The 11,569-nt window shown below is 59.5% G+C and carries 10 protein-coding genes; 6 read left to right on the top strand and 4 right to left on the bottom strand.

The genetic code is table 11. The features are described 5' to 3' along the window. The first annotated feature begins 245 nt into the window (after nucleotides 1-245). The 5 genes from aceE to AAY24_RS19060 all read left to right on the top strand — a co-directional run bounded on the left by aceE (nucleotide 246) and on the right by AAY24_RS19060 (nucleotide 7,385). Complete coding sequence (gene aceE / locus AAY24_RS01110) at nucleotides 246-2,933, top strand: pyruvate dehydrogenase (acetyl-transferring), homodimeric type (protein WP_046858111.1); 2,688 nt, start codon at nucleotides 246-248, stop codon at nucleotides 2,931-2,933. A gap of 28 nt (nucleotides 2,934-2,961) precedes the next feature. Then, complete coding sequence (gene aceF, locus AAY24_RS01105; RefSeq protein WP_046858110.1) at nucleotides 2,962-4,284, top strand: dihydrolipoyllysine-residue acetyltransferase; 1,323 nt, start codon at nucleotides 2,962-2,964, stop codon at nucleotides 4,282-4,284. A 33-nt stretch (nucleotides 4,285-4,317) separates the two neighbouring features. Continuing rightward, the gene (gene lpdA, locus AAY24_RS01100; protein ID WP_082116969.1) at nucleotides 4,318-6,405 is read left to right on the top strand and encodes a dihydrolipoyl dehydrogenase; all 2,088 of its coding nucleotides are present in this window, start codon (nucleotides 4,318-4,320) and stop codon (nucleotides 6,403-6,405) included. 252 nt (nucleotides 6,406-6,657) lie between these two features. Further along, complete coding sequence (locus tag AAY24_RS18335) at nucleotides 6,658-7,167, top strand: c-type cytochrome (protein ID WP_052760979.1); 510 nt, start codon at nucleotides 6,658-6,660, stop codon at nucleotides 7,165-7,167. A gap of 74 nt (nucleotides 7,168-7,241) precedes the next feature. Continuing rightward, nucleotides 7,242-7,385, top strand: a complete 144-nt coding sequence (locus AAY24_RS19060; RefSeq protein ID WP_199930443.1) for a hypothetical protein — start codon at nucleotides 7,242-7,244, stop codon at nucleotides 7,383-7,385. Between the two features lie 37 nt (nucleotides 7,386-7,422). On the opposite strand, the gene AAY24_RS01090 is transcribed toward AAY24_RS19060, so the two are convergent. From AAY24_RS01090 to AAY24_RS01075, 4 genes are all read right to left on the bottom strand, one after another. Beyond that, nucleotides 7,423-8,109 (bottom strand): ABC transporter permease, encoded by a 687-nt coding sequence (locus tag AAY24_RS01090; protein WP_335337201.1) that lies wholly within the window; start codon nucleotides 8,107-8,109, stop codon nucleotides 7,423-7,425. Continuing rightward, nucleotides 8,109-8,798 carry an ABC transporter permease gene (locus AAY24_RS01085; protein ID WP_046858109.1) on the bottom strand — a complete coding sequence of 230 codons (690 nt, stop codon included), beginning with the start codon at nucleotides 8,796-8,798 and terminating at the stop codon, nucleotides 8,109-8,111. The genes AAY24_RS01090 and AAY24_RS01085 overlap by 1 nt, the downstream gene beginning before the upstream one ends. A gap of 69 nt (nucleotides 8,799-8,867) precedes the next feature. Continuing rightward, the gene (locus AAY24_RS01080) at nucleotides 8,868-9,644 is read right to left on the bottom strand and encodes an ABC transporter substrate-binding protein (protein ID WP_046858108.1); all 777 of its coding nucleotides are present in this window, start codon (nucleotides 9,642-9,644) and stop codon (nucleotides 8,868-8,870) included. A 58-nt stretch (nucleotides 9,645-9,702) separates the two neighbouring features. Further along, the gene (locus tag AAY24_RS01075) at nucleotides 9,703-10,491 is read right to left on the bottom strand and encodes an ABC transporter ATP-binding protein (protein WP_046858107.1); all 789 of its coding nucleotides are present in this window, start codon (nucleotides 10,489-10,491) and stop codon (nucleotides 9,703-9,705) included. A 181-nt stretch (nucleotides 10,492-10,672) separates the two neighbouring features. Between AAY24_RS01075 and AAY24_RS01070 the strand changes: the two genes are divergently transcribed. Beyond that, complete coding sequence (locus AAY24_RS01070; RefSeq protein WP_046858106.1) at nucleotides 10,673-11,560, top strand: DMT family transporter; 888 nt, start codon at nucleotides 10,673-10,675, stop codon at nucleotides 11,558-11,560. Nucleotides 11,561-11,569 lie beyond the last annotated feature (9 nt).

Raw genomic sequence — 11,569 nt, 5'->3', positions numbered from 1 at the left:
CAACCATTAATTTGTCTGACCATTTTTCAACCATAAAAATAAATAGCTGGTGAAACAATAATAACTATTTACTTTTTAAATAGTTAAGAGATCCATTCATTCCACACGCTAAGCGATTGTTATAGATCATATAAAATAGTTTGACTTATTATTTAACATACCTTTAAATGGTCTGACCATTGAAATAAATAACAATATGCCACACAACTCAGCAGCGTGCTAAATCAGTCGAGGAGAGAAACCAGATGAGCTATCGCTTAAGTGACTATCGGGATGTCGACCCCCAGGAGACCCTGGAGTGGATGGAAGCCATCGATGTGGTGCTGGAAAAGGAGGGGCCGGAACGGGCGCAATTCCTCATCAAGCGGACTATCGACAAGGCCACTGTGGCCGGAGTGGAACCGCCCAACTGCTCCCGGACCGCTTACTTGAATTCAATCCCGGTCAGTCGTCAACCCGCCCTCCCGGGGGACCCGGCGGTTGAAGCGAAACTGCGCGACATTATCCGCTGGAATGCCATGGCCATGGTGGTGCGGGCAAACCGCAAACCGGCGGCACCGGGCGGCCATATCGCCAGCTTCCAGTCCTCCGCGGTACTCTACGAAACCGGTTTCAACCACTTCTGGCGCGCCGCCAGCGATGTGCACGGTGGCGATCTGATCTACTTCCAGGGTCATGCGGCACCGGGCATCTACGCCCGCGCCTTCCTGGAAGGGCGCATCAGCGAGGAGCAACTGGACAGCTACCGCTTTGAAACCGACGGCAAGGGCCTCCCCTCCTATCCCCACCCCTGGTTGATGCGTAATTTCTGGCAGTTCCCCACCGTCTCAATGGGCCTGGGGCCACTGATGGCGATCTACCAGGCACGTTTCATGAAGTATCTGGAGAACCGGGGCCTGATCCCCAAATCGGATCGCAAGGTGTGGGTGTTCCTGGGCGACGGCGAGATGGACGAGCCGGAATCCCAGGGCGCCATATCATTGGCGGTACGGGAGAAGCTGGACAACCTGATCTTCGTCATCAACTGCAACCTGCAGCGCCTGGATGGCCCGGTCCGCGGCAACGGCAAGATCATCCAGGAGCTGGAGGGCAACTTCCGCGGCGCCGGTTGGAATGTCCTGAAAGTAATCTGGGGCGCGTCCTGGGATAAACTGCTCGCCCAGGATCACAACGGCCTGCTGCGCAAGCGCATGGAAGAGTGCGTGGATGGGGAATACCAGACCTTCAAAGCCAAGGATGGGGCCTATGTACGGAAATATTTCTTCGGCAAGTATCCCGAGCTGCTGAAGATGGTGGAACACATGACCGATGATCAGATCTACCATGATCTGATCCGTGGTGGTCATGACCCGCAAAAGGTGTATGCGGCCTACTCCGAGGCGGTCAAAGCGGTCGAGCAACCGACTGTCATCCTGGCCAAGACCGTTAAGGGCTACGGAATGGGCGAGGCCGGTGAGGGGCAGAACATCTCCCACCAGCAGAAAAAGCTGGGGAACGAACAGTTGAAGAAGTTCCGTGCCCGGCTGGAACTGGATATCTCGGAAGAGGATGTGCTGCAGGCCAACTACCTGAAGCCGGCCGACGACAGTCCGGAGATGCGCTATCTGCACAGCCGGCGCCAGGCCCTGGGGGGGTATCTGCCGGAGCGGCGCACCCAGGGCGACCGACTCCAGATCCCCGATCTCTCCATGTTCGACCTGCTGCTGAAAGGCACCGGCGCCCGCACCATGTCCACCACCATGGCCCTGGTACGCACCATGGTCTCCATCTCCCGCAACAAGGAGATCGGTCCGCGCCTGGTGCCGATCGTACCGGATGAGGCCCGAACCTTCGGCATGGAGGGGATGTTCCGCCAGATGGGTATCTACGCCCCGGAGGGACAGCTCTACACCCCCATGGATTCCAGCGACATCATGCCCTACCGGGAAGACCGGAAGGGCCAGCTGCTGCAGGAGGGTATTAACGAGGCCGGCGCCATGTCATCCTGGATTGCCGCCGCCAGCGCCTACAGCAATCACGGGGTCACCATGATCCCGTTCTACATCTACTACTCCATGTTCGGCTTCCAGCGCATCGGTGACCTGGCCTGGGCCGCGGGTGACCTGCAGGCGCGGGGCTTCCTGGTGGGTGGCACCGCCGGTCGCACCACCCTGAACGGTGAAGGACTGCAACATCAGGATGGACACAGCCAGGTATTTGCCAGCTTCATCCCTAACTGCGTCTCCTACGACCCCACATTCCACTACGAAGTGGCGGTGATTGTGCACGAAGGTATGCGCCGCATGTTCCAGGAGCAGGAGAACGTGTTCTACTACCTCACCACCATGAATGAGAACTACAGCCACCCCGATATGCCGGAGGGCGCCGAGGAGGGCATCCTCAAGGGGCTCTACCACCTGCGTAGCAGCGAGGCGGAACAGAAAGGCAAGAAGAAGGGCCTGCGGGTGCAACTGCTGGGTTGCGGCACCATCCTGAACGAAGTGATCGCGGGTGCCGAGCTGCTGAAAAACGATTTCAACATCTCCGCCGATATCTGGAGCGCCACCAGCTTCAATGAACTGTGCCGCGATGGTCAGGACGTGGAGCGCTGGAACCGGCTGCATCCGGAGCAGACGCCGCGGGTCAGCCACGTGGAGGCGTGCCTGAAGGATCGCGAAGGCCCGGTGATTGCCGCCACCGACTATATCAAGACCTTTGCCGAACAGATTCGCCCCTTCGTACCGGGCAGCTACCACACCCTAGGTACCGATGGCTTCGGCCGCTCCGACAGTCGTGAGGCGCTGCGTCACCACTTCGAGGTGGATCGTTACTATGTCGCCATTACGGCCCTCAAGGCGCTGGCGGACGAAGGCAAGATTCCGGTCAAACAGGTCAGCCAGGCGATTGAACAGTACGGCATAAACGCCGACAAGCCCAATCCGGTTATCGCTTGAACCGCGCACAGAATAAGGAGAAACAGACGTGACCATTAAAGAGATAGTTGTACCGGACATCGGTGACTTCACAGACGTTGAACTGATCGAGATCCTGGTTGCCCCCGGTGACGCGGTTGCCGTGGATGATCCCCTGATCACTCTGGAGAGTGACAAGGCCTCCATGGAGATCCCCTCCCCTGAGGCCGGTGTGGTCAAAGAGCTCAAAGTGGCGTTGGGAGACAAGGTCTCGGAAGGCAGTCCGATCCTGCTGATGGAGGTTGTCGCCGATGCCGGCGTGGCGCAACCGGCCGAGCCCCCTGCCGCACCGGCAGCGCCGCAACCGACGGCTCCGGTCACTCCGGACCCGGCCCCGACTCCGGCAGCTGCACCGGCCGCCGCCAGTGCCGCGCCGGCCGCCGATCTGCGCCATGTCTCCTTCGAGCGCACCCACGCCAGTCCGTCGGTACGCCGTATCGCCCGGGAGAAGGGCATTGACCTGAACACCCTGCAGGGTACCGGCCGCAAGGGCCGTATCACCCGGGAAGACCTGGCCAACGCCGGACAACGGGTCCTGCAGGCCCTGGTTAGTGGCCAACTGGAAGAACCAAAACCGGCCGCCCCAGCCGCCGGGTCGGGCATCCCGCCCATCCCCGAACAGGACTTCTCCAAGTTTGGCGAGGTGGAGTTCCAGCCCCTGAGCAAAATCAAGCGCCTGACCGGTATCAACCTCAGTCGCTCCTGGCTCAACGTACCCCATGTCACCCATCACGACGAAACCGACATCACCGAGGTGGAGGCGTTCCGCAAATCCCTCAAGGCGGAGGCGGAAAAACAGGGCGTACGGGTCACCCTGCTGAGCTTCTTCATGAAGGCCTGTGCAGCCACCCTGAAGGCCTATCCAACCTTCAACTCCTCCCTGGACGGCAGCGGTGAGAACCTGATCCTGAAGAAGTATTTCCATATCGGGGTCGCGGTCGACACCCCGAATGGCCTGGTGGTGCCGGTGATCCGGGATGTGGATCAGAAGAGTATTTTCCAGATCTCCGCCGAACTGATGGAGATGAGCGCCAAGGCGCGGGACAAGAAGCTGAAACCGGGAGATATGCAGGGTGCCACCTTCACTATCTCCAGCCTGGGTGGTATCGGTGGCACCGCCTTTACCCCCATTGTCAATGCGCCGGAAGTGGCCATTCTCGGTCTCACCCGCTCCCAGATGAAACCGGTCTGGAACGGCAGTGAGTTTGTTCCCCGCCTGATGCAGCCGATGTCGCTCTCCTACGACCATCGGGTGATCGATGGTGCCCAGGCCGCGCACTTCGTGCGTCACCTCGGCGTACTCATGAATGACGTGCGGCGGTTGCTGCTCTGAACTCTCCCAACGTACAACAAACGGAATATGACCATGAGCAACATTGAACAGATTCATGTCCCCAACATCGGGGAGTTCGACAATGTGGAGATTATCGAGATTCTGGTATCGGTAGGGGACGCGATCAACATCGACGACCCCCTGATCACCCTGGAGAGCGACAAGGCCTCCATGGAGATACCCTCACCTCTATCGGGAACGGTGCAGGAGATCCACGTCAACCTGGGCGACAAGGTCTCGGAAGGGAGCCTGATTCTGAGCCTGGAGAAGGCGGTAGAGCCGAAGGTCGCTGCCCAGGAGCCGCAACCCCTGGTGCAGAAGAACGCCAGTAGCGGTGCGGCGCCCGGTGATGCCGGAAAGACCGTCCTGAAGGATGTCTACGTGCCCAATATCGGCGACTTCGAGAACGTGGATGTGATCGAGGTACTGGTGGCACCAGGCGACCGCATCCATGAAGAGACACCGGTTATCACCCTGGAGAGCGACAAGGCCTCCATGGAAGTACCCTCCCCCGGCAGCGGTACAGTCCATTCAGTGCACGCCAAAGTTGGGGACCAGGTCTCCCAGGGCGACCTGATCCTCACCCTGGAGGTGGCCAGCCCCCGTGGCGCCGGCACCACGGCCACAGCCACAACCGATTCTGCCCCGGTTCCGGTCATTCCGGGACTGGCCGTCGATGACCAGCCAACCCCCTACATCGGCAACGCCGACCTGCAGGCCGACGTGGTGGTCCTGGGTGCCGGCCCCGGTGGGTATACCGCCGCCTTCCGGGCCGCTGACCTGGGCAAGAAAGTGATCCTGATCGAACGCTACAGCAACCTGGGCGGGGTCTGCCTGAACGTCGGCTGTATCCCCTCCAAGGCGCTGTTGCATGCCGCCAAAGTGCTGGAGGAGTCACGGGACTTCCGCAAGCACGGCTTGAAATTCGTTGAGCCGGAAGTGGATCTGGACGCCCTGCGGGAGTGGAAAAACGGCGTGGTCTCCCGCCTCACCGGCGGTCTGGCCGGGCTGGCCAAGCAGCGCAAGGTCCAGGTGGTGCACGGCTACGGCAGATTCATTGACCAGAACAATATCGAAGTCACCGACGCGGAAGGCGCCACCACCACCGTCGGCTTCACCCAATGCATCATCGCCGCCGGCTCCACAGCGGTGAAGTTGCCGTTCCTGCCGGAAGATCCACGCATCATCGACTCCACCGGCGCACTGCAACTGAAAGAGATCCCCAAGCGCATGCTGGTGATCGGCGGTGGCATTATCGGCCTGGAGATGGCCACCGTCTATCACGCCCTGGGCAGCCAGATCACCGTGGTGGAGATGCTCGACAACCTGATCACCGGCGCCGACAAGGATATTGTCAAACCGCTGCATAAACGGCTGGAGAAACAGTACGAGGCGATCTACACCCAGACCCGGGTCGCCAAGGTGGAGGCTCTCAAGAAGGGCTTGAAAGTTACCTTCGAAGGGGCCAAGGCGCCTGAACCGCAGCTCTACGACTCGATCCTGGTGGCGGTGGGACGCTCCCCCAATGGCCACAAGATCGAGGCCCAGAACGCCGGTGTGGCGGTGGACAAGCACGGTTTCATCCAGGTGGACAAACAGCAGCGCACCAACGTGCCCCATATCTTCGCTATCGGCGACCTGGTGGGCCAGCCCATGCTGGCGCACAAAGCGGTGCATGAGGGCAAGGTGGCGGCCGAAGTGTGTGCCGGTCTCAGCACCTTCTTCGACGCCTGGGTGATTCCATCGGTTGCCTACACCGACCCGGAGATCGCCTGGGTCGGCAAGACCGAGGCGGAGGCCAAGGCCGAAGGCATCAAGTACGGCAAGGGCACCTTCCCCTGGATGGCCAGCGGCCGCTCTCTCTCCCTGGGCAGGGACGAGGGGATCACCAAGATGATTTTCGACCAGGAGAGTGGCCAGGTGATCGGTGCCGGTATTGTCGGTCCCAACGCCGGGGATCTGATCGCCGAGGTGTGTCTGGCGATCGAGATGGGCTGTGACGCGTCCGATATCAGCCTCACCGTCCATCCCCACCCAACCCTGTCTGAGACAGTGGCTATGGCAGCGGAAGCGTTCGAAGGCACCCTCACCGATCTCTACATACCGAAACGTAAAAAGTAACAGCCGTCTCCGCCAAATGGCGGACCGGGGCAGGCAGATCTTGCGAAAGCGCTGCCTGCCCCGGTGGGCCAGGTGCGGATCAAACACCGTACCGCAAAACATCCCCGGCTCGACCAGTCGTCCGCGATGGATCCCCGGCACTTTTTCTTACCTGCATCAGGGTGACGGTCTATAGTTCCCTATAGCATTGAGTCATGGCCAGCACAGTTCACCTGTTCCGGCCGAAAGTTTTCCCAACCACGGAATCCCCCCATGCCCAGCAGCCGTTGTTTATACTCCCTCATATGCACCCTGTTCAGTTGCCTGATCAGCGGTACAGCCGCAGCGGTGGAACCGGGCCCGGTCAGGAGCGAACCACAGCAGTACAATCTTGGCTTGGGTCGCGTGATATTCACCACCCAGTGCATCAAGTGTCATGGCAAACCGGACTCCGGCGCTCCGCAACTGGGCGCCGTGAATGACTGGGAGGAGCGGCTCAAGCGACCGCTGCCCTTGCTGATCAGCCACGCTATCAACGGCCATGGCGAGATGCCGCCCAAGGGGGGCCTGGACGAACTCACCGAACACGATATCTCAGCTGCGGTGGCTTACGTGGTGAATCGCAGCCGTCGCCTGTTCGTGGAGTACGGGGGTCACTCCACCCTGCTGTTCGACAAGATCTGCAGCGAAGACAGACAACTGGAGACCTGCCAGCAGTCACGCCTGCATAACACCCTGCTGCTGCAGATGCTGTGGCTGATCACCGGGCAGAAAAAAGAGTAGTCAAACCGCTGTCATCAAGCTGTCGCATTCAGTTATTAGCCTGTGCCCTGATGCCATTATCAGGAGACAGAACCATGTATGAGACACTCACCAACGGTTTTTCTGAAGCCAGTTTCGAGCACGACGAGTTCGACTACAGCTACTTCGACCTGGATGATCTGGACGAGTTGGACGACGAACAGGTGCAGGACTATTTCGAGACCCTGTATCAGCAATAAACCCTATCCAGCCGGCGTTCCGGGAACGCTGATCAACTCACGCCTGGTGACGGTTCAGTCGACGCTCGATGCGGCGGAACACGAATACAATCGCGTAAGTGATAATCAGGTAGAGCACCGCCGTGGTGATATAGATTTCATAGACCGCAAAGGTCTTGGAGATGATACGACCCGCCACACCGGTCAGATCCAGCAGCGTGATCACGCTGACCAGAGAGGTGGCCTGCATCAGAAACACCACCTCATTGCCGTACATGGGCCACGCCAGGCGGATAGCCTTGGGTAGGATAATACGCCGGTACATCAGCACTTTGCTCATACCGCAGGCCCGGGCCGCTTCAATATCCCCCGCCGGCACCGCCTGGATGGCACCACGCAGGATCTCCGCCGTGTAGGCACCGGTATTCAGGGTCAGGGCCACCACCCCGCAGAAGTAAGCATCGCGGAAAAAACCCCACAGCCCCAGATCACTCAGCTCGGCCCGGAACTGCCCACTGCCGTAGTAGATCAGGAACAGCTGCACCAGCAGCGGCGTACCCCGGAAATAGAGAATATAGGCGTAGGCGGGCATCCACAGCACCGCATGGCGGGAGAGCCGCATCAGGGCGAACGGTATGGCAATCGCCAGCCCGATCAGCAGACTGATGACGGTGATCTCCAGGGTGAGCTGGGCGCCCTGAAGCAGTTTTGGCAGATTTTCCCAGATGACCTCCAGATCCATCATCACCTCCCCGCGACGCCGCGGTTGGCCCAACGTTCCGCCCGCTGCTGCAGCAGCATGGAGACCACGGTCAGTCCCAGATAGATCAGGGAGGCGAGCAGATAGAAGGTAAAGGGCTGGTGGGTGGCGTTGGCGGCGATCTTGGTCTTGCGCATCAACTCTTCCAGCTGAATGATGGAGACCAGCGCCGTGGCCTTGATCAGCACCATCCAGACATTGCCGAGACCGGGCAGCGCAAAACGCATCGCCTGGGGCAGCAGAATACGCCGGAAGGCGAGCAGGCGATTCATCCCCATGGCCCGGGCCGCTTCCAGCTGGCCGGGGTGAATGGAATTAAACGCCCCCCTGAACACCTCGGTGCTGAATGCGCCATAGATAAAACCGATCGCCAGGGTACCGGCCAGGAAAGGGTTCAGGTCGATGGTGATGTCGTGGCCGAAGCGCTGGGCGATATCCTGAATCAGGGTCGGGATACCAAAATAGACCAGCAACAGCAGGATCAGCTCCGGGATACCACGCACCACCGTGGTATAGGTGTCGGCCAGAAAATTGGCCAACCGGTTCCTGGACAGTTTCGCCCAGGAACCGAGCAGCCCCAGAAAAATGGCCAGCAGCATGGAGCTGAGGCCAACAGCAATGGTCAACCAGAGGCCGTCCAGTAGCAGGCCGCCATATCCTTTCAGGTCAAACATGGATCCGCCTGCCGCCTGGATAATACACCGTTAAAACGTAAAACTGCCGGCTCTGGTTAACCGACCGACTCATTCGCCATACACGTCGAAGTCGAAGTATTTATCATTGATCCGGGCGTAGGTGCCGTCCTCACGGATCTGTTTGATCGCCTGGTTCAGTTTCTCCAGCAACGCCGTATCCTCTTTCCTTACCGCGATGCCGATGCCTTCACCAAGATACTTTTTATCGGTATAGCCGGGGCCGACAAATTCAGCCGCCTGACCACTCTCTGACTTCAGGAACTCACCCAGTACAAAGGAGTCGGCCAACAGCAGGTCCACCCGACCGGACAACAGGTCCAGATTGGCCTCGTCCTGGGTGCCGTAGGCGCGCACTTCCACGATGTCTCCGAAACGACCACGCAGGAAATTCTCCGCGACAGTGGATGCCTGCACACCAACGATCTTGCCCTTCAGTGCCTCATCGCTGATCTCGAAATCGGTTCCCTTGGCCCGGGCGAACCGAACCGGGGTGGTGTAGTACTTGTCGGTGAAAGCGACTTTTTCCTTGCGCTCTTCAGTAATCGACATGGAAGCGATAATGGTATCGAACTTCTTCGACAGCAGAGCCGGGATGATGCCCTCCCAATCCGAGGTTACCCATTCACATTCCGCTTTCATTGCCGCACAGAGGGCTTTGCCGATCTCGACATCAAATCCGGCCAGTTCGCCATTCTTGTCGATCAGGTTGAACGGAGGATAGGCACCTTCGGTTCCCATACGGATCTTCATCGTTTCAGCCACTGCCAGGCCACTAATACAGAGCAGCAGCATCAGGAGCATGGCCCGTAGTTGGATATGTTTCATAGTCGTCCCCTTCGATTGAATTAACGATTACTGGCGGATTGCCACAGTAAATCGGTTGTTATAGATGACTGGCAAGGAATTGTCGACAACGTTCCGACGTCGGATTATTGAACACATCGGCAGGTGTGCCCTGCTCTTCGATCTGTCCCTGGTGCAGAAACAGCACTTTCGACGAGACCTCCCGGGCGAAACCCATCTCGTGGGTCACCACCAGCATGGTGCGTCCCTCTTCCGCCAGCTGACGCATCACCTTGAGCACCTCGCCCACCATTTCGGGGTCGAGGGCCGAAGTCGGTTCATCGAACAGCATCAGTTCCGGCTCCACGGCGAGCGCCCGGGCGATGGCGGCACGCTGCTGCTGACCACCGGAGAGCTGGGCCGGGTAGGCATCCAGCTTGTCACCGATACCAACCTTCTCCAGCATGGCGATGGCCCGCTCCCGGGCCTCATTTTTCGGCACTTTCAGCACATGCACCGGCGCCTCCATGACATTCTCCAGCACACTCATGTGACTCCAGAGATTGAAACTCTGGAACACCATGCCGAGCCGGGAACGGATCCGGTCCACCTGCCGGGGGTCGGCGGCGACCGGCTCACCACGGCGATTCTTTGTCATCTGAATCTGCTCCCCGTGAATAAAGACGTCCCCGGAATCGGGCGTCTCCAGGAGATTGATACAGCGCAGCAGGGTGCTCTTGCCCGAACCACTGGAACCGATCAGTGAAATTACATCGCCTTCAGTGGCCGACAGGGAGATACCCTTGAGGACTTCCAGATCACCAAAACATTTGTGGAGGTTATCGACCACCATGACGGTGTCGCGATTGCCAGTTGTCACTTGAGACATGAAAATATCCGGGCTTGTTGGCTGTTTTCGGCAGCATCCCTTGTCTCTGAGACGGGCTCGCTCTTTTTTCAGGGATACACTTCGCCGGGATTATAGAACAAAGCGTCCGTAAACAGTAGAATTGTTGCTTTTGCAATCACCCTTTCACACCGCCCTTACAGCCGATTAGCGAGTCCGCCCGATGAAATCACGCACCTGGCAAGCCGATGGCCTGTTGATGGTCACCGCCATTATCTGGGGACTCGCCTTTGTGGCGCAGCGCGCCAGCATGGAGCATATCGGTCCGTTTGTCTTCAACAGCGCCCGCTTTGCCCTGGGCTGCCTGTCACTGCTGCCACTGCTCTGGTGGCGCAGAAACGGCCCGGCTCAGCCGTTCCGCCCCCTGCTTCTGGGTAGTCTGGCGGCCGGTACACTGCTGTTTGCCGGATCGTCACTGCAGCAGATCGGCCTGGTCTACACCACCGCCGCCAATGCCGGTTTCATTACCGGGCTCTATATCGTTATGGTGCCGATCCTGGCCCTGTTCTGGCGTCACAAGACCGATGCCTACACCTGGATCGGCGCGTTCGTTTCCCTGGTCGGACTGTTCATGCTGAGCATGACGGATCAATGGACCCTGGCCTACGGGGATCTGCTGGAGCTGATCGGCGCCCTGTTCTGGGCCGGCCACGTGTTGCTGATCGGCTGGCTCTGCCGCCGGCTGGATCCGATCCGCCTGGCACTGGGGCAATTCCTGGTCTGTACCCTGCTGAGTCTCGGCGCGGCGCTGCTCTGGGAGCAGTTTGATCTGCAGGCCCTGTCCAACGTCTGGGTTCCAATCGGCTATGCGGGCATTCTCTCGGTGGGGGTCGCCTACACCCTGCAGGTGGTGGCACAACGCCACGCCCCGGCCGCCCACGCCGCTATCATTTTAAGCCTGGAGTCGGTGTTCGCGGCACTGGGGGGCTGGCTGCTGCTGGATGAGTCACTGGGCACCCGCGGTCTGCTGGGTTGCGCCATCATGTTGAGCGGCATGCTGATCTCCCAGTTACCGGTGATGCGGGACCGGTCCCGACCGGAACCGGCCTGACCGGAGGCC

The organism is Sedimenticola thiotaurini (genome assembly GCF_001007875.1).
In the GTDB taxonomy this organism is placed as follows: Bacteria; Pseudomonadota; Gammaproteobacteria; order Chromatiales; family Chromatiaceae; genus Sedimenticola; species Sedimenticola thiotaurini.
This window is presented reverse-complemented; position numbering and strand designations above follow the sequence as displayed.

What these genes read in the sequence shown, in the direction of transcription:
- aceE (WP_046858111.1), top strand. Translation starts at nt 246, where the DNA reads ATGAGCTATCGCTTAAGTGACTATCGGGATGTCGACCCCCAGGAGACC.
- lpdA (WP_082116969.1), top strand. Translation starts at nt 4,318, where the DNA reads ATGAGCAACATTGAACAGATTCATGTCCCCAACATCGGGGAGTTCGAC.
- AAY24_RS18335 (WP_052760979.1), top strand. Translation starts at nt 6,658, where the DNA reads ATGCCCAGCAGCCGTTGTTTATACTCCCTCATATGCACCCTGTTCAGT.
- AAY24_RS19060 (WP_199930443.1), top strand. Translation starts at nt 7,242, where the DNA reads ATGTATGAGACACTCACCAACGGTTTTTCTGAAGCCAGTTTCGAGCAC.
- AAY24_RS01090 (WP_335337201.1), bottom strand. Translation starts at nt 8,109, where the DNA reads ATGATGGATCTGGAGGTCATCTGGGAAAATCTGCCAAAACTGCTTCAG.
- AAY24_RS01085 (WP_046858109.1), bottom strand. Translation starts at nt 8,798, where the DNA reads ATGTTTGACCTGAAAGGATATGGCGGCCTGCTACTGGACGGCCTCTGG.
- AAY24_RS01080 (WP_046858108.1), bottom strand. Translation starts at nt 9,644, where the DNA reads ATGAAACATATCCAACTACGGGCCATGCTCCTGATGCTGCTGCTCTGT.
- AAY24_RS01075 (WP_046858107.1), bottom strand. Translation starts at nt 10,491, where the DNA reads ATGTCTCAAGTGACAACTGGCAATCGCGACACCGTCATGGTGGTCGAT.
- AAY24_RS01070 (WP_046858106.1), top strand. Translation starts at nt 10,673, where the DNA reads ATGAAATCACGCACCTGGCAAGCCGATGGCCTGTTGATGGTCACCGCC.